Here is a 25,674-nt window from a genome sequence, read left to right on the forward strand (position 1 = left end):
GACTAGGATTCATGGAAATGCGATTCTCAAGCTCTCACACAACGAGAAGGGCTTCCATGACGGCAACGTTTCGGGGGCCTTTTTCTTTTGCGCGCTTTCCTTCCGTAATTCGTGTCGAAATCCACTTGCGGCTTCGATCAGTTCTTGGACTTCGCACGACTGAAGCGCTCAGCCAGCGTCGGCAATTCCGATTCAATAAAGCTCAGGAATTCCTTCGCGGACGCTGTGTGCGCTGAAATACGAACCTCGTTGGCCGTGCGCACAAGCCGCCCCAGTTGCTCGCCTGCGGGTCCAGCAATGGCCTTGCCAGTGTCCTTCGGGGCGGCCTTAGGTTTGAGAGCATTGAATGCTGCAAGAAACTTCTGATCCGATCCCAGACGCTTTTCGGCACTGCCGGATAGAACCTTGCTCAATGCATCGTGGAGATCCGGCCGTTCAGAATAGGTCTTTGCAAAGTCGGCCCATCTTGGACGACCGACCTTGCCGGCCCGCCCGATTGCTTCGATGATTTCGGTCGGAACGACACGATAAACGGATCGCATGCGAGCGAGTTCGGGGTCATCGATAGACAGGGCCGCCTTGATATCCCGAGGCTTTACACCAGCATCATCCATGCGCCGGGCGAAGAGGGCGCGCTCGATCCAGGTTAGATCTTGGCGACCAGCATTTTCAATACCCTGTGCGATAACAAGTTCGATGTCGGAAATCTCGACCTCGATCGCCTTGACCGGAATTCCAAGGTCTCTGGCTGCCTGGAGCCGGCGGTGGCCGTAGATCACCTGATAGCGGTCAGGAGACGAAGGTGATTTACGGACCTGTATGGGAACCTTCTGACCTTCGGACCGTATCGAGTTCCTGAAAGCCTCGAAATCGGCCGCATCATCGTCAGGCAGACGATCAGGAAAGGGCGAGGGGTCGATACTTAAGGGATCGAGTTCGCGGATCGTGCCTCCACCGGCTTCGACCAGCGCCTTCAGGCGGTCGCGTTCAGATTTGATGTCGTCAATCGCCCGATGCGCCGCACCGATTACGCCTGCGCCCACTCGCGCAGTTGGCACGGGCTGCGGAGCGGGGGCCGGGTTCTCGGTCGAGAGCCGGTTTTCCAACTCGGCAGAAAGCAAACCGAAGTTTGCCACAATCGATTTGCGCGACTTGCTCGTCATGTACGCCCCCAACTTGTGTTGATGAGTTTCACGATCGCTTCGTTCACGGCGTCAACCGCCTCGCGAGCACGTTTATGCGTGTCACGACCGATTTGGCCCATTTCGAGTTCATAGATGGAGCGCTTCGCAAGCCCCGCTGCTTCTACAGCCGTGCTCTCGATCAAGGTTGGCAGGAGGACATCCGTGCCAAAAAGATGACGCATCATCGCGACTACCTGCGACTGCGGCGCGTCGTTCGGATCGTGCCGGGTAACCAGATAGCGAATGAAATCCTGATCGAGTTGTGCGCCGCTTTCGTTCAGCACGCTGATCAGGTCTCCCATCATCAACAGGAACTGGCTCATGGAAGCCACGTCAAGCATTGCCGGATGGACGGTGATGATCATGCTGGTGGCGGCGTAGATTGCGCTGAGTGTGAGGAACCCCAGGGAAGGAGGGGTATCGAGAATGACGACGTCGTAGTCCTGATCGACCTCGGCCAATGCCAGTTTCAAGCGCTCGAAGAAAATTGCCCCTGAGCCGGATTTCTGCGCCAGAACCCTAGGCGTCTCGTGCTCATACTCCATTACCTCGAGGTTACCCGGTATCAGGTCGATGCCGTCGAAGTAAGTCTTGCGAATGATGTCGCGGATCGGCCGACGCTCTACATCGTCATAGCGCAACGCCGCATAGATGGTCTCATTGGCGCCTACGTCAAATTCAGGCTGGGCGCCGAAGAGAGCAGACAGTGACGCCTGCGGATCGAGGTCCAATGCGAGGACACGATAGCCCTGCAAGGCGAGATAATGTGCAAGGTGGACGCAGGTCGTGGTCTTGGCACTGCCACCCTTGAAGTTGGCGATAGCCACCACCTGAAGGTGTTCACCCTCGCGGCGCCGGGGCAAGAATCTCAATGCATCGGCAGGTTTCTGGCTTGCGAAAAGCTCCCGCAATTCGTTGATCTGGGCCAGGGTGTAGACGCGATGGTTGTTTTCCAGACGTCCGGGAATCGGGCCACGCCCTTCACTCGACAAGAGTTTCAGGGTGGAATCAGGTATGGAAGTGAGCTTCGAAACTTCGTTGGTCAGGAAAGAACGCAGGCTTTTTTCTGACTTGGGCGGGTACATGCGCGTGCGCAATTCCTGCAATTGCTGGGACAAAAGGCTTGCGTGACGGGCAATCTTGCCACCTGCATCTTCTTTCTGTGCAATTGCCGTTTCAATCTTAGTCGCTATCGCCATGTCGCCCCCTTGGCGGCTAAAGTTCGGTTTGCCGCCCAAAGCCCGCCAAAGATACAGCACGATTCTCGCCTTACGTCCAGAGACCAACGGGTCACAAACCCAAAGGCGCCCCGGACCAAAAACGGAACAAGAATCCAGATATCCTACAATGTTTACAATCCCTCAAGCCATTAGGCCGGCTTTGATCTTTGTTGGTTCAGGAGTCATTTATCGACACATAAATGATGTCGAAGCGCTTCTCTCCCGTCATCATCGGCGAGAACAATGCATGTTCGGTCGTTGGACAGTCTGCGCGATTCGCGGCTGCATCGGCCGCGTTGTTCCTTTGTCGTTTGACGAAAGGTTTCACAGAGATCGGCGGAACTAGACGCACATTATGGCGACACCCTTTTGCAACACGGCCCCGGAGATGGCTGGTGGCATAAACCCAGCGCGACAACGCATGGCAACTGCTGGTTCAAAAAACGCCAAAATCGTCGAGCTCGCAAGAGAACCCGATTAAATAGAACCGCCCCGCCGCGATCCGCTCTACAGACTTGGAGCCTCCGCTTCGCGAGGACGATCGCAGGGATATCCGCCTGTGTCATCTGCTTTGTCTCCGTGAGCGCCACGATGGCGCTACGCAGGCATCATACGGAAGGGAGCATCCGCCCCCTCAGTTCAGCGTTGTTCGCAGGGCAAATCGGAGGGACACGTGGGCCAGTCACTACGACATAGACGCTGTCCCTGGCGCATTCCCGAAATAAGGGAGAAACAGTCACCACGAAGGGCTGGGTTTCGGGAAATGGCCATCGTATCAACTGCAGCTTGGGGTCAACGCGGTTTAGCGAAGTTCATTGGATTATTGAAGCGTCGCTCTTAGCATAGCAATTCGGACTAAGAAGAATTTCATCGTTCTTTTTCTCACAAAAGCTGAACGACTAGCAGGAGACGGCACCTTGTACGACAGGATCAAGTCTGCCTCAGTTTAGGGCCGCCCAACGACATTAGTATCTTTACGAAGGAAGTGATCTTCGCCTGAAGATTTCCGACAAGGGCAGCCAGTCGCCCCCCGTGTCGCATTTCCCGATCAAACAGATAACTCAAAACGATAATGATTGCGCTTATCGACAATGCTTGAAGAACGGCCGATGTGCGAGATTCGGCCGAACCCACCCAAGCGTAAAGGATTATGTTTCCGAACGCGAATGTGAACAAACTGGTCCTTCCGAAAAACACAAACATTTCCATTTTTTTCTTCCGGTCATCAGACAATCCCTGAGTGACGATCACCGCAAGACAGGTAAGCGCAACCGCGCCGCAAAGGCCAGCAGCAAAGTAGAGTGGGTCGCTGTCCATTCGCAGCGACATATCGCCTAGTTCTGCCAACAATGTCTCACGGCCTGAAAAAGCACCCACTGTCAGGGCTAGAGCCGAGCCGGCAAGTAAAAACAGGGCTCTTTTTTCAACGCTGCCCTTCATTAACGAGCCAGCTGCGCGGTCTCCCGCGATGAGCCTTCCAAACACCATCCCCGCAATGACCAAGCTTAGCCCATGAAGGATCGACGGACCGCCTAGCTGGGCGTCGCCAACACCGAATAAAAAAGTCACAACTCTCTCTGCATACAGGCTCATCTGAAAGTCGGCAGGGCTCGGCAAACCTCGAAGGATGGGGTGGGCAGCGTGGACAACCAGCGCGCCAAAGAGGAGAGGAAGAAGACCGATTCTTTCGCGCAACTGCAAAAGGATCGGGGCGAGGAAAAGGACGACAGCGTAGAATTTCAGGATGTCGGTGAACGGTGTAACTCCCAGAAGCATCATTGTGGCCAGGGAGAATTTCAGCGAATAATCATCTGATAGCACATACAGCACGACGACCGACAGGCAGTATAGCAACCAGCACTGTATCGCACGCGAAAAAAGTCGCATCGTGACAAGCCGTCGTTCCCCCAATATAAATTTCGGCCGATAGACGATTTCAAGCATCGTGCCGAAAAGCAAAACGAAAGTGGGCGTCGCCAAGGCCATCGATGCACGCAACAAGTCTGCAGATGGGCCGCTCCAAAAGCGATCCATCGCTGTGATGACCCAGACGTGGCTGAGCATTGCAAAAAAAATTGCGACCGATCGGGTGAGATCTATCCCGACAATTCTCGCGATCACTACCTTTCCCGCCATGAGTGCTCCTACGTCGGGTTTGAGACATTGCGCCGCAATAACGTTACATGTCCTCCTGAGGACGCCGCAACCTCAAATGTGGGCCGAAAGCCACGCGCCGGAGCAAATGCGCAACTCGTCGAACTTAACGGCATCGCATGCGAACGATCAGCCAGTCTTACCTGGGGAGCACCTGACGATGAGCCCCAACAGTCGGTCCTATTGCGATAGATGCCGAAAGTGGGACCGATAACTGAAAGCGCGATGCCGTGGGTACATTTTGTTTCAGATGGCGCGACGCCGCGTCAGAACGCCCCGTTGAATAAGGAGAGGGGCGGATGAGGAGGTCCCGTCGCCTAATGATGGCCAGGATTTTGCAGGCAACGCAGCGTTTGGTTCAGCCTATTGCCTCTCGCTACAAATTTCCCGCGGTGGCTAGTCGGGCGACGCAAGCCTGCGTGCGAACGTCCAACCAAAGTCGCCCGATAGCGATGATATGGAAGCAACTGCTCGCAGTGTCGTCACACTCAACAGGAACGCCTGAAGATCGATTTCACGCACGTCTCGAGAAAAGCTCCTATCCCGGTGCAGGGGAGAAAGATGACTACGTTACGTCGATTATGCAGTTGTAATTGAAGGGCCCGCTCTCAAAGCATTGATAAAAACGCGCAGGGCAGGAGCCATCTGGCGCTGCCTCGGGTAGCAGATAAAGAGGCCGGGGAAGGGCGCCGACCAAGCCTCCAGAAGTGGGACCAAACGACCCGTGTCGAGATGTTCTATGATGGTGTCTTCAATCGGAAAACCAATGCCAATCCCTTTGAGCGTAGCGCTGAGCGCGCTCTCTTTGTCGCTGAAGATCAACGGGCCGTCGACGGTAACGCTGAACCAGGCATCGTTTTCGAAGAACTCCCAGGCGTAGGGTGTCGCCCGACCCGGCCAACGCCATCTGATACAGCGATGATCAACAAGGTCTCGCGGATGTATGGGCCGTCCATGGCGCTCCAGATAGTCAGGCGTTGCGACGGCAATCTGCCGAAGCTCAGGTCCTAGGCGGACCGCAACCATATCCTTCTCGATCACCTCACCGATCCTGAGCGCGACGTCGTAGCGAGCGGCGACCATGTCGACGACCTCGTCGTCGAGCGTTATGTCGAGAACAATATCAGGGTACTGACTTGTAAATTCTTCCAGGATTGGATCAATGTACTTGCGCGCCGCAGATCGGAATGTATGCACCCTGACAGCTCCAGTGGGTTTTTCCCTCGCTTGCTTGACCTGTGATACCGCGCCGCCCATGTCTAGCGCTGCGATCCGCACGCGCTGAAACAGGCTTTCTCCGATTTCAGTAAGCGACACATTGCGGGTTGTGCGATGAAGCAGCCTAATGCCGAGTTGATCTTCGAGGTTACGCACCATCTGGCTGAGCGCAGATGCTGAAACTCCAAGCTTGTCGGCTGCACGGCTGAAGCTCAACTGTTCTGCTACAACGATGAAGGCGCGAAGCTGATTGTAGTCCTGGCTATTCAGCAGATTGCACACAAAGTTCCTCGTCTTATATTAGCTGAGCTAAAAGCTCCTGTAACTTTTTATAGCATTATAAAGTCTGTGTCGACGCGCCATCTTTGACCTGGTCACTCAAAGGAGCAAAAGATGACGACTTGGTTTATCACGGGTATCTCGCGCGGACTGGGTAAGGCGCTAGCAAAGGCAGCACTGGCGCAGGGCGACACTGTCGTGGGAACGGTTCGGTCCGGCATAGTTTCGTTCGATCACGATGCGGGATCTCTACACATTCTAAACGTCGACCTCGTAGATGGCGCCTCTATTGAAGCTGTCGTGAGAGATGCATTTAATCTCGTCGGTAAGATTGATGTCATCGTCAACAACGCGGGATACGGTCTCCTTGGCGCCCTCGAAAGCGCGACCGATGCGGAAGTTGAGCGCCTCTTTGCTGTCGATGTTTTCGCCCCGTTCCGTCTCATCCGGGCCGCCTTGCCGTATTTGCGTGAACAGGGCTCTGGACACATTGTCAACGTCACCTCTATTGCAGGTAGAGCACCCTCGACTGGATCGGCACTCTATTCGTCTGCGAAAGCAGCCCTGGAAGGCCTGTCTGCCGCGCTATCGTTGGAGGTGGCTCCCCTTGGCATAAAGGTGACAGCGGTTGCACCTGGCGCATTCAGGACGGATTTTCTCTCGAATCATTCGATCCGAAAGAGCGATGAGGCGCACTCAGCCTACGGCGAAACAATCGGAAAGAGCAGCGCGGCCTTTGACGCGGCGGCTGGACGCCAACTGGGCGATCCCGAGCGCGCGGCGGCTGCGATCATAACCATGGTGCGGTCTGAAAATCCTCCCTTGCACCTTCTTCTGGGCAGCGATGCCTTGCGTCGTATGCGTGCGAAGCTCGATCAGGTTGTGGATGAAATCGATGGTTGGGAGGCGATCACGCGCAGTACCGATTATCCGGAGGAGGGGAGATGATGTCGATACCCCAGGGATGGGATCTTTCCGGCAGGGTCGCCATCGTTACTGGCGCTGCGCGCGGGATAGGTCTTGAAACAGTGAACCTGCTGCGATCAAGGGGCGCACGTCTGGTTGCAAGCGATCTCAATCCAGCCGTGCATGAACTCGGTGGGGAGGATGTCGCCACATTCTGTGGCGACGTATCTGAGGAGGCTACAGCGATCGGTACGAGCGGACTTGCACTCCAACGCTTCGGTAGCATCGACATCCTCGTGAACAACGCCGGGCGCACGATGAACAAGCCTCTGATCGACATGAGCACGGCCGATTGGGATGCCATCATGGCGATCAATGCGCGCGGCAACTTCCTGCATTCGCGAGAGGCAGTGAAGACGATGATAGGCAGAGGTGGCGGAGCCATCGTTAATGTCGCATCCATCGTGTCTGCCGTCGGCATGAAGGATACATCAGTCTATGCCGCATCCAAGGGTGCTATCGCCCAACTGACGAAGGTTGTCGCGGTTGAATACGGCGATCGTGGCATTCGGGCCAATGCTGTGGCACCCGGCGTGGTTGAAACGGATATTCTCGAGGGAATTGTCGATAACAGCAGGAGCACTCTCGCAGCTTATGGCGATGCTCACCCAATCGGCAGGGTAGCGCAGCCAATCGATATAGCTGAGGTGATTGCATTTTTGGCCTCGCCTGCATCGTCCTTCATGACGGGCGCCTTAGTGATGGCCGATGGCGGTTACACCGCTCTTTGAGAAAGGGAAACAAAATGAACAAATCGATCTTGATCGTAGCTGCTGAACGCGGCTTAGGGCTTGGTCTCGCACAGCAATTCTTCAAGCGCGGCTGGGACGTGGTCGGCACATCCCGGCCGGGTGCGAAAGTTGATGAACTAAGAAAGGTGGGTGCGACCGATCCTGATCGCATGGCGATTGGAACCATAGATGTGACGGATGCTGCTCAGATTGAGCCGTTTCTCGCATCTCTCGGGGATCGCCGTTTCGATGTCGTTTTCATGAACGCTGGAATCTGGGGTGCCGAGCATCAGAGTGTTCTGGAGGCGACAGATCAGGAATTTGCCGAGATCATGCTGACAAACACATTCGGGCCGATGAGGCTCGCCCGCCATCTTCTTAACTACCTCGCCATGCCGGGCGGCACCCTCGCGTTCATGTCGTCTCATCGTGGCAGTATCGCCATAAACGTCGAGGGTGGGCTTGAACTTTATCGGGCAAGCAAGGTGGCTTCCAACATGCTGGCGCGCGGCATCTACGCGGAGCACAAGAAAAGAGGACTAACGGTTCTGTCCATCCATCCTGGCTGGGTAAGTACCGTGATGGGTACCTTGGGAGGCAAAGTAAAGGCTGAGATCGGGCTTGAGCTCAGCGTTTGCGGCGTTGCCGATGTCGTAGAAAAGCATATAGCATCGGGCGAAAATCTCTATCTTGATTACCAGGATAAACGTCTTGATTGGTGAGCCACTCTACCCGTTCTGGTGAAGCGAACTCTGGCTCACGATGCACGGGAAGCCGGTGCACGGCTACGACGACGCGGTAGATGCACCACGCTGCGGAAAAGGTATTTACCCTGAAATAGGGCTAACACAGGATCTCGTTGAGTCGCGTGACCCTTGCCGGTCGCGAATAGATCGGGGGGGTCCCGTGGCCGGGAACAGCTGTCGTTCTTGGATAAGCGCAGCTCGTTTCGGCCTCGGGGTCCAGGGTTACGGAATTGATCTGCTTGCAATGAAACGCCAGCGCTTGACTGCTGCTTGGCGGTGAGGTTCCGCCTTCAATTTGTAGTCCCGATGTTCGATTATTGAACGCAGGTCCGCGAAGCTGCGATAGCGTACGATAACGATATCGTCCCATTGCTCATCTTCATTGGAAACCAACGTCATGGCCTGCGAGCCTATGTAGACACGCTCAGAGGTAACGCCGAGTTTTTCCGCAATCTGTTGGAAAGCTTGAGCATATCCTTCGTAATAGGCTGATCTAGACGTTAGCTTGGCACCGTCATCAAACCCTACTTCATACAGAGGTTTTTCACGAAAGCGAAGCAAGTTGATCATCACAACTGGTTCGTTCCCAAGCCGTTCAGCTGCCTCCGAAAGGATCTCCATTGAAAGCGGATGATGGTCCATACTTATAACCTCCTGACAAAATATGTTTGAGTGTCAGACATTGACAGTTTTTGTTATTATGTCAAGATTCATTCATGGAGAGATTATTGAACCGAAACGAAAAGGTCGTCCTCGCAGCTGAGGACGTTTTTGTGCGATACGGCTTTGCGCGAACAACGATGGGTGACATTGCGCGCGCCGCGGGTATATCCCGTCCGGCGCTTTATCTTTTGTTTCCCGATAAAGAGACGATCTTCGCGCGGGTTATTGAAATGATGGATGCACGGTCCCTGACCAAGATCGAGCGCGCTGTTGAGCAAATCGAGCGAGTCCAAGATAAATTGCTACATGCCTGTACGGTATGGGGACTGCACGGCATCGAGCTCGCTTCAACCCATCCTGATGCCGCCGATCTTTTTGACTTCCGGTTTCCGGCAGTTCGAGACGTTTATGCGCGATTTCAACTTTTTCTGGTCCGAATGCTGGAAGACAGTGTCGCGAACTGGACGCTCCCTGTCTCCCGAGCTGAATTCGCGGCAACGTTGACATATGGCTTGCGGGGGCTTCGCTATGGGGCCAACGACGTTGAGCATATGAAACATCTGATCGAAGTTCATGTCACCGTCTACGGCGCGTCACTCTGAGATAAAGAAGGTGCTGATGCTATACAGCCCGTCGTACTCTCACACGAAGATGAGCTTTATTTGGCAAAGATCTTCGTCGGCGGCGACGCTACGACCTTGGCTTGTTCTTGATTGGATGACCTCCATAATGGAACATCTTCTCCGCCCGGCCGCGGCAAGGCAGACGGACCCCGCTATAGATAGCCAATGCCTTTTCCTAATGACGGCCGTGTTGGAATTGGCGATGCAGAGGGCTCATGTTAGCTTCCGGAGTTTTGATGGAACCCCGCCCTTATTCTGTGTCTGCCGGCCTCCTTCATGTGGTCGATAAACGCACGGAAAGCGGGTGAAGTTCTTCGTCGGCTCGGATAATATAGGCTGAAGCCGGGCAGGTCTGCGACCCATTCGCTCAGGACTGCGACCAGTTTGCCCGCTTCAAGGTCGCTCGCCACCTGTGAGCGAAGCATGAACCCAACTCCCAGTCCGTCTATGACGGCCGCCCGGATCGCCGCGCCGTCGTCAAAGATCAGCGAAGGCGAAATTTTATAATCAAATTTCCGATGTCCCATTGCCAGCGGCCAGTGAAAAAGACGCGAGGAGGTGACATACCGGTAAGATATGGTGCGATGGTTGATCAGATCATCCGGCCTGGCCGGCGCCGGATTTTCATTGAAGTAGGATGCCGCCCCCGCGATCACGACAGGAGTTGTCGCAGTTATGGGAAGCGCTACCATGTCCTTGTCGACGAGTGTGCCAAACCGTATTCCACCATCGAACCCTCCCGCCACCACATCGTCAAAACCCTCGTTCGTGGATATTTCTATAACCACATGAGGGTAGCGTTGACAGAAAGCAGCAAGCACGGGCCGAACGACACTCTCGAATGCAACCGGGATCATTGTTAGTCGTATAACGCCCGTGACCGCGGCTGCCTCCTCTTGCAAGGCCCGCAATTCGTCATCCAGATCTCGCATCGATGGCCCAAGAATATCCAGCAACCGTCGCCCGGAATCAGTCGGCGCGACGCTCCGAGTGGTTCTTGCTAGTAAAGGAAACCCGAGTTTTTGTTCGAGCTGATTGATTGTGTAGCTCAGCGTTGATTGTTTAATTCCCAGTTCGGAAGCAGCACGCGTAAAGCTCCGACAGCGTGCAACCACTTCAAAAACCGCTAAATCACGGAGGATCATCCGGTCCATTTATCGATCTCATCTCTAGGCTTTTACGAAAGATGGCAGTTTATCGATATCTGGTTAGACGTCTATCCTCTATCCAACCTCTGATGGTGAAGCAGGGCTGAGCCGGCTTCATAGTGAAACGATATGAGGCTGGTTTAGGGAGATAGACTGTGAAGGCAGCTGTTTACGATAAGGCGGGGCCTCCTGACGTGTTAGAATACCGGGAGGTCCCCGACCCGAGGACTGGTCCCGATGATGTTCTGATTGCAACGGCTGCAATTTCAATTGAAGGCGGTGACTTGATAAATCGGCGCTCGGTTCCTCCTGCTGGCTCCGCGTGGGTTGTCGGATATGCCGCAGCTGGACGGGTCGTGGAGGTCGGTGCCAATGTCCATAACCGCAAAGTCGGGGACGAGGTCACGGCCTTTAACATGCAGGGGTCACACGCGGAACTTTGGGCGGTTCCGGCAAACCAAACGTGGATCGTACCATCAAGCGTGGATGCAGCTTCTGCTGCAATCGTCCCCATCGCATTCGGTACCGCCTACCACTGCCTTTTTGCTAGAGGCGGCCTCCGATCCGGGGAAACGGTTCTAATCCAGGGAGCGTCCGGAGGCGTGGGTGTTGCTGCAGTGCAACTTGCTGCTCAAGCCGGAGCGAGGGTGATCGCCATCTCCAGTGGCGAACGACGGCTAAAAAAAATTTCGTCGCTTGGTGTGGACCACGTCATTGATCGGTCCTCCGGTGACGTGGCCGCTGCGGTACAGCAAATCACGAAAGGGAGGGGCGTTGATCTGGTGATTGACCCTGTCGGTGCAACGTTGTCCATATCGCTTGCGACCTTGGCCCAAGGGGGCCGTCTCGTCTTCGTCGGCAATGCGGGGGGCGACAACCTCTCATTGGATCTCTGGCCCGCGATGCAGTCCAACCAGACTTTACTCGGTGTATTCATGGGACCGCTTCTCGATCGGCACGATGTCCGGTCTTCAATCGATGACCTTTTGATCGCTCTCGGAAAGGGGGATATCCAGGTCATTATCGAAAAGACGTTCCCGCTTTCGCAGGCGCGGGATGCGCACGACTTTGCTGAGAAAGCGAAACCACTTGGCCGGATAATCATGACACCGTAGTGGATCGGGAATACGCCGAACAATGTCGCAATCACCATTGTAGCCTAGCAACGGCTTGAGGGCAGAGTTTAACCCTGGCCTGCTGTCGGATGACTTCGCGAATACTCCCTTACCGCCAGCAGGACGGGCATGAGCTCATGACCCGCACGAGTAAGGCGGTACTCGACATGTGGCGGCTGCTCATGGAAGTCTCTCCGCTCAACGAGACCGTCTGCTTCAAGATCCCGTAGGTGCTGCGTGAGTACTTTCTGCGAGATGCTGGACATTTCGCGCAGGAGCTGAGAACTGCGCATCGAGGGGCTGGCAAACAGGTGGAAAAGGATCGGTAACTTCCACCTACCGCTCAGCATCCCCAGAACGTGACCGACATGGGCGACAGAGCCGTCTGGCCCTAGACAGGCAGAACCTTCGTTCATGGGCACTTTAAAGTGCGTAATTGCGTCGTTCATCGACTTCCTCTTTTGTCGTTTCTGAATTGAATGTTGGAGTGATTACGATGGATTTGAAACTGGACGGAAAGATCGCACTGGTCACAGGCAGCAGCAAGGGGATTGGGGAGGGAATAGCCCGCGGGTTAGCGCGCGAAGGTGCAATCATCATCGTCCACGGTCGCGACAAGGCAAAAGCAGAGGAAGTCGCGGACTCTATCTCTCGTGAAGGCGGGCGTTCGTATGTCGTCACCGGCGACTTGACCTGTGAAGACGACGTGCAGCGCCTGGTCGAAAAAGCGCAGGCATTTGTCAGGCCGGTCGATATCCTCGTTAACAATGCCGGGGGCTCGGGCGAGCAAGAGGACTGGGTGACGACGCGGTCTCGCACCTGGACAGACGGGTATGACCGCAACGTCGTCGCGGCTGTGAGGGTCACATCGCGAGTGCTGCCGGCCATGCGCGTCTCGAGGTGGGGCCGTGTGGTCAATATTTCCAGCCTTGCAGGCATGATGCCTCCAGCCGGACGACCCGACTACGCGGCAGCAAAGGCAGCCATGCTTGCGATGACAGCATCGCTGGCGAAAGCTGTCGCTAAAGACGGGATCACTGCAAACACCGTTTCCCCAGGCACGATCCACAGCGCCAGCCTTGAGGCAGCCTTCCGCAAAGTCGCTGTCGGGCAAGGAATTGCGCACGAAGCATCTTGGCCGGAGGTTGAGCAAGGCGTGCTTTCTAAGTTCGCAGAGGTACCTGTAGGGCGGGTTGGCACCCTCGAGGAAATCGCAGACGCAGTGGCTTTTCTTGTCAGTCCGCGTGCCGGCTACATCACCGGCTCAAACCTGAGGCTCGATGGCGGGCTATGGCCAGGACTGTAAAACCAGTGTCGCGTCGTCCGAGCGTGTCCCTGGGCCGCCCGCAGCGTAGCAGTCGTAGTCGTTTGCTTGTCATCGAGTTTTCACCGTGTCACCTCTGTTCGTCGACAGATGCTGTAGCATTTTACACCACACCGCTCTTTGCCACGGCAGCTCTTCAATGTAGCTGGACGATGGAAGCTTCCACTTTGTCGGCGAAGGCGATCAATTCGTCGCGTGCTCCCCTGTAATTGTAAGGTCGGAGAGGGTGACGTCGCCGCGGACTAAGGCGACGGCAACGCTGTGCAATCGCCATCTCGATGCCGGTCGGAACCTGTTCAGGATTGCTGACGCCTTTGCAGAAACGGCTGCATTCCCGACAGTTAAGTCGGCGTTCATTTCCTGCAATATCCGCAGCCGATTTCAGCCCGCGCAATTGTGCCGCGATCACCAACATCCTGCGGCGGACCGACGCCAATCGGGCTACCCGTTAATAGGTGGAGGCGACCTCGCCCATAGCTGCCCGCGCAGACGGCCAGCTCCCCGTGTTATGCGCTTCAGAGCCGGCGACGAAGGCCGGGCCTTCTCGTGGCAAGGGTGGATCCGCTCGTTGTCGCCTCGTTTTCGCAATGAACCGTTTTAGTCCAGCTCACTTACAACAGGCAGGGGCAGGCGGTCTTCAAACGCTCTTTTCCATTGGTTAGGACAAGACGCCGTTTCCAAAAAAAGAACGCACTATGTGACTTTTGCTTGATTTACGTGAGCAGTTTCTGACACGTTTCACCTGTGAGAGGATCAAGGCATTCATTTTCGATGTTTTGACAAAACTGGCACTCACAATTGAGGATCGCCGTCATCCGGCAAGACGACCAAACGTGCTTCATGGGCGGCAGCGACAAAAGCGGCGCGCGCATCGTCCCGCCGCTCACTGAGGCCGTTTTCCAGCACAGCAGAGCAAACCATAACAGCGGTCAAATAGGCCCTGTTATTCTCAGGTCCAGGCCATTTTTTAAAAAGGTAGCTCGCTAGGTCTTTCACGGTTTCAAGCTTAATGAAATCCCCATTCTTGATTGTCACTGGCTTGATGTTAAATCTCTTCATGCCATCACCACGCGCGAAGTGAAGTCCGCTTCAAACGCTGTCCTCAGCAATATCAGGATTTCATGATTTGACGATAATCCTTGAGGATTAGAAATCGCTCATTCGGGTCATGCGTAGCAAAAGCGGTGTCTGGTGTTTTAAAGGAGGCTTCGAACGACGCCCGGTATGTCTTGCGACTTAGGATTGCTCATCTTATGCTTTCCATGCTTCTTCGTGAGACAATGAAGCGCAGAGGGCACGACCAGACCTTGTCTGTCCCCAGGGTGGATCGTCACATGCGAGCCCGCCATTCTTGCAAATGCCGGGCCGCATTTGCGTATGATCGTCAAAATCTTCTCCAATTCTCCTGAACGGATATATAGACTGGGGCCCGGTGGCGCCAAGGTCCGTTGATCCAAAACGGGTATTCTAAGGTTCCAGGCGACTTGCCGATTAATCCCAACCGTGATAAAGCGGCACCTGTCGGAAAAGGCAGTCTTGGTTTGGTAAGCCCAAGGCCTTTCGTAATGAAAGCTCTGATCTTTGGCCACGTGCACAAAGATCCCCACGACGAACGTCGGACGCAAACGTGGCGTCCGAAAGTTCGTCCGTGTGGTGCTCGATGATGAGAAACGCTCCGGTCGAACGACGACTAGGAGCGAGATTATGAGAAAACCACAAAAAATGCTGCCCGTTGCGCTTGTCACAGGTGCAAGTCGGCGACTTGGAATCGGCTTTGCGGTTGCGCAACAGCTTGCAAGGCGAAATTACCATGTGATCCTGGCCGCGAGAAACCTGGAACAATCAGAAGAACTCGCTTTCGGATTGTGTCATCAGGGTTTTAGAGCAAGTGCGATCCGGCTAGATCTTGCTGACAGCTCGAGTATTGCAGACGTGGCGGCGACGGTCGGCAATGCATTCAGTCATGTTGATGTACTGATAAACAACGCAAGCCACATGCCTGACTTCCAAACTGCCTGTCCGCTCGACGTCGACATCAAGGTGCTCCGCGCCCTGTTTGAAGTGAATGTGTTCGGATGCTGGCATCTGACCCAGGCGCTTCTCCCGTTGTTGCAACGGGCTCGAGCTGCGCGCATCGTTAACGTGACGAGTTCTGCGGCACAGCAGATCGGCAAACCGAGGCCAGGCCCGATCTTTTCACCAGCTTACTCCCTTGCTAAACACACGCTCAATAACCTGACAGTTGTACTCGCACAGGCTTTGGCTAACACCGCTGTTAAAGTGAATGCGATAGATCCCGGGTCTGTCGCAACCCATCCCGAACGTGGCGATAACGCGTTCGACCGGTCACCTGAGGAGGCCGCAAAGGATGTTGTTTGGGCGGCGACGCTCGACGCCGCTGGACCGTCCGGGTGCATTTTTTCGGCCGCCCCTCGATAGGCTGGAACCGTCATGAACAAGCCGCTGTCGGTTATCTTCGCAACAATTTGCCTCGACGCCATAGGGATCGGCCTAATCTTTCCCGTCCTTCCGCGATTGATTGAGGATGTGACGCAGGCGCCCAATGTAGTGCCGTGTATAGGCGTCCTCATGGCAATCTACGCGCTCCTGCAATTTATCTTTGCTCCATTCCTCGGAGCGCTGAGCGATCGCATCGGTCGCCGCCCCGTTCTCTTGTTATCGCTCGCCGGTGCCGCGATGAACTACGTTTTGATGGTCTGTGCAACATCCCTGACGATACTGATCATCGGTCGAGCGATTGCGGGGATAACGAGCGCAAACGTCTCGGTAGCAACTGCCTACATAACGGATGTCTCGTCCAAAGAGACCCGCAGCAAGCAGTTCGGCCTCTTAAACGCCATGTTCGGGATCGGGTTTATACTTGGGCCGGTGCTGGGTGGCATCCTCGGGGACTATTGGCTAAGGCTTCCGTTCGCCGCTGCGGGCGTATTGAACGGCTGCAACCTGCTGATAGCGTTTTTTATCCTCCCAGAGTCCCGAATGCCCGACTGCGAGAAGATTACGTTTGTCTCTCCCCTCTCATTGGCGCCTTTGCGGTGGCTTCTTTCTACCAGGTCACTTGCTCAGGTTGTCGGACTTTTTTTGTACTGAGCGCTGCCGGTGAAGTGTATGGAACATGTTGGGCGCTATGGGGGAAGGACGTTTTTGGATGGAATGGCCTATCCATCGGGCTATCACTTGCAATGTTCGGAGTGTGCCAGTCACTGGCGCAGGCCTTTTTGTCTGCTCCAGCCGTGAAATTGCTTGGAGAGCGCCGAGCGGTCCTTACCGGGATCGCCGCAGCATCTCTTGGGCTTCTGGTCATGGCCTTTATTGCCAGTGACTGGATGGTGTACGCGATGATGCCTGTCGTAGCGCTCTCCGGAATTGGCACTCCGGCGTTGCAGTCCCTCGCAACACGCCTCGTGGACGACAAACTTCAGGGACAATTCCAGGGAACGCTCGCTTCAGCCATGAGCATAGCCTCGATCATCGGCCCCCTTGGATTTTCCAGCATCTACTTCCTCGTGCGCGACCAGTGGCCAGGAGCAATCTGGCTATCAGCGCTCGCCCTCGAAGGAGTCGCGGTCCTTCTCGTGTTCAAATTGCAAATCAACGCCAGCTCGCCTAGGCCGACGCAGACGCCAAATCCATAGGGGCTCTTTCACGATAGCACTGCCGCCTCGCACTAGACGTCGTTGAGACTCGACTTGCAATGTGCCGCCTGCAGGCCGTTCACCCTGCCTCAATTCAATTCAGCGCAGTCATTCGGCTGCCGGTCGAATCCAACAGTGACAACTGATCTGTTTTGGCAGTCTTACGTCAGCAATTATCTACCTGCCATTCGATCAGCTGATCGAAATCGCGAGAAAGATTCGATTCCCGTATATCTTGTCCAGTGTGCCAGCCACTGTCGACATTGCACATTCTCGAGCGACCTTGCTTAGTTGAAGGGGGATTAAGCTGGCACCAAGAGTGTTGCGGCCCATCATCTAGACGTCAATATACAGGCAGGACTGTGGCTTGCAGGATCTGCGACATTTGCAGCGGATGCGCGGACCGATCCAGCGCGCTGGGACATCTGTCCGCCTGATGAGATAGCAAATACGTCTGCTCACCCAGACGCAGAAAAAGATGTTTTTCGCGAGGCTGGCTTTGACGAACCCGCCCTGTTTTACGCCGCATTGTCGTTTGCTCGCTGGTCCATGATCGCCTGAACTTGCTTCAACGATCGCGCCGGCAGCGATCGGGCCGTCGCTTGCGAGAACCTTGTAAGAAAATCAAGCTGCAAAAGCAGAAGCGAGAAATTGCCCGGATCTTGATCGTTCGAGCTTGCCAGCCTCGAAGTCAAAAATTGCGCGTGTTTGTGGCCAACGGGCGTCGAGTTAAACAAATTGGCGACCGGCTGCAGCCAGAACATGTTTAAGACCTGCGAGCGTTCGCTCTCGCAGGTCTTTTCCACGCCCAAAAGTCCATTTTCCTCAAGGAAACTCGATCGTCAGTTCCTCGTTAATGGACGGCCGACCAGCAGGCGACTAGCGAGGTATCCTGGGTCGATTTAAAGCGTTATGGGCGACAAGAGTTGGAGCGACCCGTTTACGCGCAGTCCCAGTTTTTCATAAACGGGTCTGCCGTCAGTCGTAGCTTGAAGGCAGACCCGTTTGATCCCGGTGGCGCGACTTGCTTCTGTGAGTGCCTTGAGAGTGACGGCTTCACCGAATCCTCGGCGGCGATGTGTGGACTCGGTTGCAACCAATATAAGAAACAATCGGCCATCGACTACGCACGCACCAGCGCAGGCTACCGGGTCCAACCCTTCATAGGCGACATAGGCGAAGATCTCATCGAGCCATAGCCGCGAGGCACGGAAGGCGACAACCGCGCGCTCCTCCGGCAAACCATAGGCGCGAGCGTTAAGACGAGCATACTCTTCGAGATGCTTTTCGCTCGCGACACGCTCGAAGCGCAACAATGGATGGTGGGGCTCTCTTCTATCAAATATTTCGCCTGACATTCCCCAACATTGAAAGGTGCTTTCCAATCCCTCCTCTTGGGCGAGCCTTGGAAGATCGTTCCTGACATCCGGAGAAATCAGATCGTCAAACAGCCATAGGCATCCCGGCTGTGTACAAGACTGCATGAACTCGGCGGATCGTGCCAACAAATTCCTGGTCTGCTCTTCGTCTTTCAGCGGCTCGGTCGCAACGAGCGCGTTGTAGAAAACAAATGGCGAATCCGCCCAGCGGATAGCAAGCCCCGGCTCCTCGGCAACCGTGCCGCCGACGTCTGCCACCAGCTTGGCCCACATCGCCGCGAGCTGGCTTATTGATTCGCAGGTATCTGAATCGATCGGGAACATCAGACTCTCTCACTTTTTCATTTCACAACATTTTTCCGAAATAAATGACAGGAAGGACGTTCTCCCAGTATGGGCGGATCCTCCGAAAGCCCAGGCCTTCATAAGTCGCGATTGCGGACTTCATATCAGGCATGGTGTCGAGCACGACCCTTGTGAAACCCATCTTTGCGGCTCTGTCGATCGCTTCTGTGACGAGTCTTTTTCCTAGGCCCAAGCCCCGGTAGGTCGGTGCCACGAAAAGACGTTTCATCTCCGCGTCACCGATGTCGCCGAACTTGTGAATAGCCACACAACCTGCTGGCGTCCCGTCTCGATCAGTTGCAAGCAGTAGGGTCCCGCTAGGGGCAGCGTATCGGCCGGGGAGGCCGGCTATCTCCGCGTCAATGTTTTGTGAACTCAGATCGACCAGGTCTTGCGCTACATAATCGCGCAGAAGGGCTCGCACCTGCTGCACCTGTGCGGCGCCGCAAGCTTCAATTATTTCAAATGCCATTGAAAATCCTCAGTTCTACTTGGCTGTCGCCACGAGGTAAAAACAGGGCGCATCCCTGTCGTTCTCAAAGGACACGTCGGTGAGAACGTTGATGCCTATGCTGTCGCCTGCTTTCAGACGATGAGAGTTCGCGCCGATCTGGATGACGATTTCGCCAATCTGCACCCAAATCAGATGCCTACGAGCCCCAAAAGCAGCGGCCGGAAAGATGATCTTTTGGTTGGGAGGGAACTCGATGGCTGTGAGGTCAATCGGATGGTCTGCCTTTATGAAAATTTGACGGCGTCTGTACCCTGTCTCCGGGTCTTTCCATTCTGGTTGGTTCGCGCGGCGCGATACTGGGTCACCTGAATCCTCTGCCTTCAACAGGAACCCGGCTAAGGTGAACCCGAAGGCGGCAGCCAGTCGTGACAGAACCACTGCCGTGGGGCTGGCTTCACCCCGCTCGATCTTGCTGATCGTGCCCTTGCTTACACCCGAATGAGATGAGAGCGCCGAAAGCGACCAGTTTCTCGCTTCTCTCTCCTTTCGCAATTGGCGTGCGATCTCACCTCCGGTGTGTTGCTCGTCATCTACTCTTTCTTCTTGCATGAAGGGCCTCTCTCACCGGCCTAAGCGCGTCTCTATTTCCATACGTTCGTCAATATTAGTGACAGCGTCAATACGGGGTTTATCGTTTCTACGCCGCGATCCTCGGGGACCACCCGCCGTTATGGTGGAAATCGGATAGAATATATCATCATGACGTTTGTCGGTTGCGGAACTCCAGCGGAAAAAATCTCACTCATACAAGCACTTACCGACGGCCGTCTGGTATCCCCGACTACACGGCACAGGGCCTTCGAGACTTTATTTCGTGATAGAAGAGACATTTTCGCTCCAGCACCGCCAACCTAGAAGGGGCATTCTGGAAGGTGTTCATGCAGGTGCCTCCTTCGAGAGACTAGGCTTCCCCCGATGGGCCAGTCAGGCGGAAGCCTCAGTCTAGGCGGTGCTATGGTAAGGGTATCGCGAGCGCGTATTCCTCGATGATGGATTGCACAAATCTGTTGAACCGATGTCTCGGCTGCCATGTTTTGAAAATCGCAAGTGCGGGATCGACTGCCGCTGATTGGTGACCGGAGAGCGCCTCGACGATAGCAAGCCCGCAAAACGGAACGTAGGCTTCGGCATAACCGCCCTCATGCACAACAACGAGTTTCCCGTCACATAGCTTTTCTGCCAGTTGTTTCGTCAATGCCGTTAAGGAACGAAATGAATCGCTGTGTAGCAACATTCGTGAAAGGGGATCGACAGCATTGGCATCAAGGCCGCTCGATACGACGATGAGATCAGGCGCAAAGGCCTCAACTTTGGGCACAACGAGTTTTGAGAAGGCGTAAAGATAGGCATCATGTCCGCTGCCTGGAGGCAAAGGAATATTCAGATTGGCGCCGTACCCCTCACCGCGACCACGCTCGTCGATTTCTCCACCTTGTTGGCCCGGCGGCCTGCAGCCTTCCTGATGGATGGAGATAGTAAGAACATTTCCATCCTCATAAAACAGTTCCTGCGTCCCATTTGCAAAATGCACGTCCCAGTCGATGATCGCCACTCTTAGTCCTCTCCTTTGAAGACGTGCGGTCTCGACTGCAACCGCTGTGTTTGCCAGCAGGCAGAAGGCCATAGGAGTGTCGGCTGTACAATGGTGACCCGAAGGCCGGCAAAGTGCAAAAGCATTTTTGAACGTACCGTCGAGGACGCTTTCGATGGCTGCGATAGCAAGGCCAGCGGATCTGGTCGCGATCTCGTAACCACCGCTTGAGAACGGAGCCAGCGAACCAAGGTCTCCTCCTCCAGCATCACTTACTCTTTTGAACTCATCGAGATAGGAAGCTGTGTGGACAGTGAGAAGCTGTGCGCGTGAAGCAGGTTCACTTTGCGGAAAAGAAAGTTTGTCTGCCAGTCCGGAGGCAGCAATGAGATTGAGTATACGCCGCTTTGACTCCGGCGTATCAGCACCATATGTGCCTGATGGCGGTTCTACCCATCCGCCGACTGGAAAGAACAGTGATTGGACACCCGTGGAATGCCAGAATGTGCTTTCGTGCGTGAAGAAGGCTGTAGACATTCGAAAACCTTTGCTCGTCTAAGGAAATCTGCTTGCCGGCTCCATCAAGGAGCGAAACGATATGGTCAGGTTTTGGGGTAACCTTCTCAGGGCCTTATTCAAACCAAAAGCCTTGTCGGATCGGCTCTGATTTGCAGTCTGAGAGCGCCAAAAGGCGTGGTTTTATTGGCGTTGTTATCGAGTAGTGGATAAGGCAGAACGTAAGATCAAGCTTCTCGGCCACGCGTAGACCAGGCGAGTGAATATTTTTGTCGGTCAAACGAGATTGAAAATGCTCACTGGAAACCGGACTCGTTTTTTTCCGACTTGCATAGTCCCATCTTTTGGCCAATCCCGCCTCCATACTGGCACTGTAATGCGCCACTCCGGTCGTGACACTTTGGCCTGCAGCATGGGCACACTCAACCGGGCTGACGGCGAAAAATAGTCGCTCTTACGTAGCGCTTTTATGCTCACCGCAATCGGGTCTTTCGTCCTCGTATTGCTTAGAGAAGACGGGCGCATGGAGAAAATCATGAGATTTTCAGCGATCAGGGATGGTTGGAGGAGCACGCGGTATTCGATGCAATGTGAGCTGCGGCCAGTGAAAACTGGTAGCAACATTTGAGTTAACCGTCGCACATGCATTCCCGTCGCTGCAGCACTTGGGATAGGACCTCCCCGGCCTGCTTGGAATTTATCGATCAAACAAGAAAGGGCATGTCCGAACAGGAATCTCAAGTTCCTCGGCGCACCGGTGGGACTTACTTTAACCATCGACGGGGATTTGCTTATTGGCAGCTGGCTTGATTATGGAATGTTTCTGCAAAACATAATGCTTGCAGCACGGGCAAAGGGTCTTGAAACTTGCCCCCCGGCAAGCCTTCGCAGCCTACCACAAAACTATCCGCAGTTGCCTTGGGCTAGCCGATACTGAGATAGTCATTTGCGGCATGGCCCTCGGCTTTGCTGACTGGAGTGCAACCGTCAACAAACTTGTAACGCAACGTATCGCCCCTTCGGAATTCTCAATCTTCTATTGATCAGAAAGAAAAAAGGCCAGGGCTATGCAGCAATGGCCTTGTTCAAGACCGCCAACGCACGCGTCGATCATCAACCCCGTTTCCATACGCCCTTTTCAATAGCGGCGACCTTTCTTCCACGCGTCCGGTCGAGTGAGATTTCGTTACCGACGAAGATGGAGTACGCGTATCGATGCTCCCGCAAGAACTATTCTCTGTTACGCGAGTCGTAACTGTTTTGGCATTCGTGAATCACTTCGATATTTTGGACCGTCCAGTCGAACAGAACAGAAAACGGCCCCTGTAAGGACTGACCGAGCGGCGTCAAGGCGTACTCGACACCCAAAGTGGGGCCAGTCAGTACTCTGCGCGACACCATCCCATTTCGTTCAAGTTTGCGCAGTGTCTGCGTAAGAACGCGCTGGGTTACACCACTCAAGCGACGCTTGATTTCGTTGAAACGGCGCGGTTGATGCAAGACTGATAGTACCATCATGGACCATTTGTCGGCGATCTGGTCGAGGATCACACGGCTAGGGCAATCTGCACTATAGATTGGGTCGTACATTTCCATTGGTATCCTTCAGCATCCCTGGGATGTTTTAAGTGCGTAATTGACGCCAGGTATCCATTGCATACCATATACTTCTTCATAACCGAAAATCAACTCAAGGAAGAAAGCACCTCATGGCAGGTAACGATTATAAAACCATACGCTTCGAAAGGTCGCAGGGATTGGCGACAATCACGATTGACAATGCCCCAGTCAACGTCCTCGACGTCACCTTGATGAGCGAGATACGCCAAGTGCTGATTTCGCTTCGCAGTGATCGAGACACGCGGGTCATCGTTTTTCAAAGTGCTGACCCAGAGTTTTTTATCGCACATGTCGATATGACCCTGATTGATGAACCTAACGCGTTTGACGAGCTCGCGCGAGAGACCCCGGAAGCGCTCAATCCATTTCAGGCCTTTGGCGAACTGCTGCGCGAGCAGCCACAAGTGACCATCGTCAAACTCGCGGGACTGGCTAGAGGCGGCGGGGCGGAATTCGTTGCGGCTGCAGACATGGCCTTCGCCGCAAAACGGTCTGCGGGTCTCGCGCAGTGTGAAGCTTTGATGGGTATTACACCGGGCGGCGGCGCTACACAGTATCTCTCGAGCCGCATGACGCGGGGACGTGCACTCGAAATTCTGTTGGGGGCCGACCTCATCGATGCCGTCACCGCCGAACGCTATGGGTGGATCAATCGCGCTCTTCCCGACGACGAACTGGATGATTTCGTCGATCGTTTGGCACGCAACATTGCAAACCTGCCCGAAGGCGTTATCGCGGCGGCGAAAAAAGCGGTCCCTCCGCAGAACCTTCGGGAGGGTTTCGTGCGAGAGCATCATGCCTGGATAGATCTTTTCCAACTGCCGGCTGCTGAAAAGCTGATCAGAGGAGGTCTGGAGGCTGGCGCACAGACAAGATCCGGTGAACAGGACCTTGAAGGTCTCCTTCGCTCGCTGGACATCTGAATTAGACCTGAAGACCACCATTTCAAATGAACTGCCATCCGGGACGCAGCACCGCTGCCTTCATAGAGAAACTTTTTGGTTTCAACATGAGGTGGATATTCAATCAGCGTCCCGGGCGGATTCCGTTGGTGCAGGCCTGCCGTTAAACGATTGTGGTGTACGGGAGCGCTACAGAGAGCGGACGTTTTTGCGCCATTCGAGATGTTGAGTAACTGCCAACTCCACGTTTAATTCGAAGTCACGATAACACACTGCGGGCGGCACGCCTGCATATCCGTGAGGAGTTTGAGGCGAGAGTCTAACATGGAACGAATGGGCCCGGCCGAAGATAGACCAGCACCTGTACCACACTTAGCTGACCTGTTGCGAGAAGATGAGTGGCAGTTTGCGCCCGAACTGCGCGCAAACGTCCCGGGCGCTCCCGGCTTCGCCCATCATCCTTTACGGCGGAGAATTATATATGGAGCAACCTCGCTGATCGTCGGTTTGACGTGTGGATTTTCTAACGCACTCCTGTCGGCAAACCTTCCCTATCTGCGAGGTTCACTCGGTCTCGAAACCTATGAAATTGCGTGGCTCCCCACGGTCTACCTTATTATGAATTGTCTTGGAGGGGGACTGCTTTTCAAGTACCGGCAACAGTACGGGGCGCGCTCCTTCGCGATTACGTTTTTGTTAATCCAGCTGGCTATAATCGGCGCGCACCTTTTTGTACGGGAGCTTGCAAGCGTCATCATCGTCCGCGCCGCCAGCGGTATTGCAGCCACAGCGCTCACGACGCTATGCATATTCTACATGCTTCAGGCGTTCCCGCTTGAACACAGAACACGTGCAATGGTTCTAGGCGTGAGCATTCCTCAGCTAGGTATCCCACTAGCCCGGCTTCTCCCTCTGGATGAACTGGTGTTGAATAAGTGGGATGGGTTATTCCTCTTGGAGTTCGGTCTTTCCGCCATAAGCCTTGCTTGCGTATTGGCATTTAGGCTCCCGCCCAGTCACAAAGAGAAAGTGTTTGAGTATCGAGACTTCGTCTCAATGGCATTCTACGGTATCGCGGTCGCGTGCTTTGGTGCTGCAATGGGTATGGGACCTTATCTCTGGTGGTGGGACCACCATTGGATAGGATGGTGCCTAGCAGCATCTATCCCGTTTTTTGCGATCTCTTCGACATTGGAGCTGAACCGTAAGGTTCCACTTATCGACATCCGTTGGTTAACAGCCGCTGACCTGCTCCGCCTAGCTTTTGTACTCATTGTGACAAGGATGGTACTGTCGGAGCAGGCGACCGGCGCCATCGGCTTTCTCCGTCAGTTCGGACTTCTCAATGAAAACTTCTTTGACCTTTCACTTGTCATCGCGATCTGTGCCTTCGCGGGGCCAGTATTTGCCGCAGCTCTGATCAAACCCGACCGCATACCCGCCATGATAATGGTCGCCTTGCTGCTTGTGGCGATGGGAAGCTACCTCGATTCCTATTCAAGCAATCTTACACGAGCGCCCCAATTCTACTTAACGCAAGGGCTGATAGCATTTTCTACCACCTTCTTTTTAGGCCCAGCCCTTCTTTATGGTGTCACTCGGGTTCTGACGGACGGTGGACAAAAACTTTCGAGTTTTGTGATCATGTTTTCGATAACGCAATCCATGGGTTCACTCGTTGGTAATGCGTTGGTGCAGAGTAAGCGGCAAGCTGAGGCCGTTCAGGCCTTGTAGCTCCACGGCATAAGGGTATGGATTTCGCTGCTAGGCCAGCCGTTTGCAAGGCGCTCGAGCGTCTGCGTCAGCCAGGCCTGGGGATCGACAGAATTCATTTTTGCAG

Annotated in this window: 25 protein-coding genes and 2 pseudogenes; 12 read left to right on the top strand and 15 right to left on the bottom strand. The window is 54.6% G+C overall.

Features of this window, described 5'->3' with window-relative positions:
- Positions 1-137: 137 nt before the first annotated feature.
- The 4 genes from repB to FS804_RS24035 all read right to left on the bottom strand — a co-directional run bounded on the left by repB (position 138) and on the right by FS804_RS24035 (position 6,058).
- Complete coding sequence (gene repB / locus FS804_RS24015; protein ID WP_144579277.1) at positions 138-1,163, bottom strand: plasmid partitioning protein RepB; 1,026 nt, start codon at positions 1,161-1,163, stop codon at positions 138-140.
- Positions 1,160-2,383: a plasmid partitioning protein RepA gene (repA, locus tag FS804_RS24020; protein ID WP_186376979.1), complete on the bottom strand. Its 1,224-nt coding sequence runs from the start codon at positions 2,381-2,383 to the stop codon at positions 1,160-1,162. Before repA ends, repB begins: the two co-directional genes overlap by 4 nt.
- Positions 2,384-3,334: 951 nt before the next feature.
- On the bottom strand, positions 3,335-4,540 hold the full coding sequence (locus FS804_RS24030; RefSeq protein ID WP_144579280.1) for an OpgC domain-containing protein: 1,206 nt from the start codon (positions 4,538-4,540) through the stop codon (positions 3,335-3,337).
- Positions 4,541-5,137: 597 nt separating this feature from the next.
- Entirely contained in the window at positions 5,138-6,058 is a 921-nt protein-coding gene (locus FS804_RS24035; protein ID WP_052686832.1) for a LysR family transcriptional regulator, read from the bottom strand.
- A 111-nt stretch (positions 6,059-6,169) separates the two neighbouring features.
- Between FS804_RS24035 and FS804_RS24040 the strand changes: the two genes are divergently transcribed.
- From FS804_RS24040 to FS804_RS24050, 3 genes are read left to right on the top strand one after another with little or no spacing between them, the layout of a single operon-like run.
- Entirely contained in the window at positions 6,170-7,003 is an 834-nt protein-coding gene (locus FS804_RS24040) for an oxidoreductase (protein WP_144579281.1), read from the top strand.
- Positions 7,000-7,752: an SDR family NAD(P)-dependent oxidoreductase gene (locus FS804_RS24045; RefSeq protein ID WP_045534893.1), complete on the top strand. Its 753-nt coding sequence runs from the start codon at positions 7,000-7,002 to the stop codon at positions 7,750-7,752. Before FS804_RS24040 ends, FS804_RS24045 begins: the two co-directional genes overlap by 4 nt.
- A 14-nt stretch (positions 7,753-7,766) precedes the next feature.
- Positions 7,767-8,474: an SDR family NAD(P)-dependent oxidoreductase gene (locus tag FS804_RS24050; RefSeq protein WP_144579282.1), complete on the top strand. Its 708-nt coding sequence runs from the start codon at positions 7,767-7,769 to the stop codon at positions 8,472-8,474.
- A 246-nt stretch (positions 8,475-8,720) separates the two neighbouring features.
- Here the strand turns inward: FS804_RS24050 and FS804_RS24055 are convergent, their stop codons facing one another.
- Positions 8,721-9,140, bottom strand: a complete 420-nt coding sequence (locus FS804_RS24055; protein WP_144579283.1) for a hypothetical protein — start codon at positions 9,138-9,140, stop codon at positions 8,721-8,723.
- Between the two features lie 86 nt (positions 9,141-9,226).
- On the opposite strand from FS804_RS24055, the gene FS804_RS24060 reads away from it, so the two are divergent.
- Positions 9,227-9,763 carry a TetR/AcrR family transcriptional regulator gene (locus FS804_RS24060; RefSeq protein WP_371417906.1) on the top strand — a complete coding sequence of 179 codons (537 nt, stop codon included), beginning with the start codon at positions 9,227-9,229 and terminating at the stop codon, positions 9,761-9,763.
- A 239-nt stretch (positions 9,764-10,002) separates the two neighbouring features.
- Here the strand turns inward: FS804_RS24060 and FS804_RS24065 are convergent, their stop codons facing one another.
- Positions 10,003-10,938: a LysR family transcriptional regulator gene (locus tag FS804_RS24065; protein ID WP_144579285.1), complete on the bottom strand. Its 936-nt coding sequence runs from the start codon at positions 10,936-10,938 to the stop codon at positions 10,003-10,005.
- Positions 10,939-11,126: 188 nt separating this feature from the next.
- Between FS804_RS24065 and FS804_RS25310 the strand changes: the two are divergent.
- Together FS804_RS25310 and FS804_RS25315 are read left to right on the top strand one after the other, a co-directional pair.
- A pseudogene (locus FS804_RS25310) lies at positions 11,127-11,387 on the top strand (alcohol dehydrogenase catalytic domain-containing protein); the annotation flags it as partial.
- A gap of 147 nt (positions 11,388-11,534) precedes the next feature.
- On the top strand, positions 11,535-12,047 hold the full coding sequence (locus FS804_RS25315; RefSeq protein ID WP_246665954.1) for a zinc-binding dehydrogenase: 513 nt from the start codon (positions 11,535-11,537) through the stop codon (positions 12,045-12,047).
- A gap of 68 nt (positions 12,048-12,115) precedes the next feature.
- Here the strand turns inward: FS804_RS25315 and FS804_RS24075 are convergent, their stop codons facing one another.
- Positions 12,116-12,496, bottom strand: a complete 381-nt coding sequence (locus FS804_RS24075; protein ID WP_144579287.1) for a helix-turn-helix domain-containing protein — start codon at positions 12,494-12,496, stop codon at positions 12,116-12,118.
- A 47-nt stretch (positions 12,497-12,543) separates the two neighbouring features.
- On the opposite strand from FS804_RS24075, the gene FS804_RS24080 reads away from it, so the two are divergent.
- Positions 12,544-13,353, top strand: a complete 810-nt coding sequence (locus tag FS804_RS24080; RefSeq protein ID WP_063947947.1) for an SDR family NAD(P)-dependent oxidoreductase — start codon at positions 12,544-12,546, stop codon at positions 13,351-13,353.
- A gap of 810 nt (positions 13,354-14,163) precedes the next feature.
- On the opposite strand, the gene FS804_RS24085 is transcribed toward FS804_RS24080, so the two are convergent.
- Positions 14,164-14,430: a DUF982 domain-containing protein gene (locus FS804_RS24085; RefSeq protein ID WP_144579288.1), complete on the bottom strand. Its 267-nt coding sequence runs from the start codon at positions 14,428-14,430 to the stop codon at positions 14,164-14,166.
- 645 nt (positions 14,431-15,075) lie between these two features.
- On the opposite strand from FS804_RS24085, the gene FS804_RS24090 reads away from it, so the two are divergent.
- Both FS804_RS24090 and FS804_RS24095 read left to right on the top strand, forming a co-directional pair.
- Positions 15,076-15,810 (top strand): SDR family NAD(P)-dependent oxidoreductase, encoded by a 735-nt coding sequence (locus FS804_RS24090; protein WP_210244463.1) that lies wholly within the window; start codon positions 15,076-15,078, stop codon positions 15,808-15,810.
- Positions 15,811-15,822: 12 nt separating this feature from the next.
- Positions 15,823-17,027: pseudogene (locus tag FS804_RS24095) on the top strand (TCR/Tet family MFS transporter).
- 518 nt (positions 17,028-17,545) lie between these two features.
- On the opposite strand, the gene FS804_RS24100 reads toward FS804_RS24095, so the two are convergent.
- The 5 genes from FS804_RS24100 to FS804_RS24120 all read right to left on the bottom strand — a co-directional run bounded on the left by FS804_RS24100 (position 17,546) and on the right by FS804_RS24120 (position 21,333).
- Positions 17,546-17,839 carry a hypothetical protein gene (locus FS804_RS24100; protein ID WP_144579289.1) on the bottom strand — a complete coding sequence of 98 codons (294 nt, stop codon included), beginning with the start codon at positions 17,837-17,839 and terminating at the stop codon, positions 17,546-17,548.
- Between the two features lie 90 nt (positions 17,840-17,929).
- On the bottom strand, positions 17,930-18,730 hold the full coding sequence (locus FS804_RS24105) for a GNAT family N-acetyltransferase (protein WP_045534870.1): 801 nt from the start codon (positions 18,728-18,730) through the stop codon (positions 17,930-17,932).
- Between the two features lie 22 nt (positions 18,731-18,752).
- Positions 18,753-19,223 carry a GNAT family N-acetyltransferase gene (locus FS804_RS24110; RefSeq protein ID WP_144579290.1) on the bottom strand — a complete coding sequence of 157 codons (471 nt, stop codon included), beginning with the start codon at positions 19,221-19,223 and terminating at the stop codon, positions 18,753-18,755.
- A 15-nt stretch (positions 19,224-19,238) separates the two neighbouring features.
- On the bottom strand, positions 19,239-19,814 hold the full coding sequence (locus tag FS804_RS24115; protein ID WP_045534928.1) for a helix-turn-helix transcriptional regulator: 576 nt from the start codon (positions 19,812-19,814) through the stop codon (positions 19,239-19,241).
- Positions 19,815-20,217: 403 nt separating this feature from the next.
- Positions 20,218-21,333 carry a class II histone deacetylase gene (locus tag FS804_RS24120; RefSeq protein ID WP_144579291.1) on the bottom strand — a complete coding sequence of 372 codons (1,116 nt, stop codon included), beginning with the start codon at positions 21,331-21,333 and terminating at the stop codon, positions 20,218-20,220.
- A 682-nt stretch (positions 21,334-22,015) separates the two neighbouring features.
- Between FS804_RS24120 and FS804_RS25320 the strand changes: the two genes are divergently transcribed.
- Positions 22,016-22,249, top strand: a complete 234-nt coding sequence (locus FS804_RS25320) for a nitroreductase family protein (protein WP_337797006.1) — start codon at positions 22,016-22,018, stop codon at positions 22,247-22,249.
- 293 nt (positions 22,250-22,542) lie between these two features.
- On the opposite strand, the gene FS804_RS24130 is transcribed toward FS804_RS25320, so the two are convergent.
- Positions 22,543-22,902 (bottom strand): helix-turn-helix domain-containing protein, encoded by a 360-nt coding sequence (locus FS804_RS24130; RefSeq protein ID WP_246665953.1) that lies wholly within the window; start codon positions 22,900-22,902, stop codon positions 22,543-22,545.
- A gap of 119 nt (positions 22,903-23,021) precedes the next feature.
- Here FS804_RS24130 and FS804_RS24135 point away from each other — a divergent pair, with 119 nt between their 5' ends.
- Complete coding sequence (locus FS804_RS24135) at positions 23,022-23,855, top strand: enoyl-CoA hydratase/isomerase family protein (protein WP_144579293.1); 834 nt, start codon at positions 23,022-23,024, stop codon at positions 23,853-23,855.
- 303 nt (positions 23,856-24,158) lie between these two features.
- Complete coding sequence (locus FS804_RS24140; RefSeq protein ID WP_144579294.1) at positions 24,159-25,568, top strand: MFS transporter; 1,410 nt, start codon at positions 24,159-24,161, stop codon at positions 25,566-25,568.
- On the opposite strand, the gene FS804_RS24145 is transcribed toward FS804_RS24140, so the two are convergent.
- The coding region (locus FS804_RS24145) for a transposase domain-containing protein (RefSeq protein WP_144579295.1) at positions 25,556-25,674 on the bottom strand (119 nt) is incomplete at its 5' end. The two genes, FS804_RS24140 and FS804_RS24145, sit on opposite strands and share 13 nt — an antisense overlap.

The sequence above is a fragment of the Agrobacterium sp. DE0009 genome (assembly GCF_007680755.1).
Classification (GTDB): domain Bacteria; phylum Pseudomonadota; class Alphaproteobacteria; order Rhizobiales; family Rhizobiaceae; genus Agrobacterium; species Agrobacterium tumefaciens_B.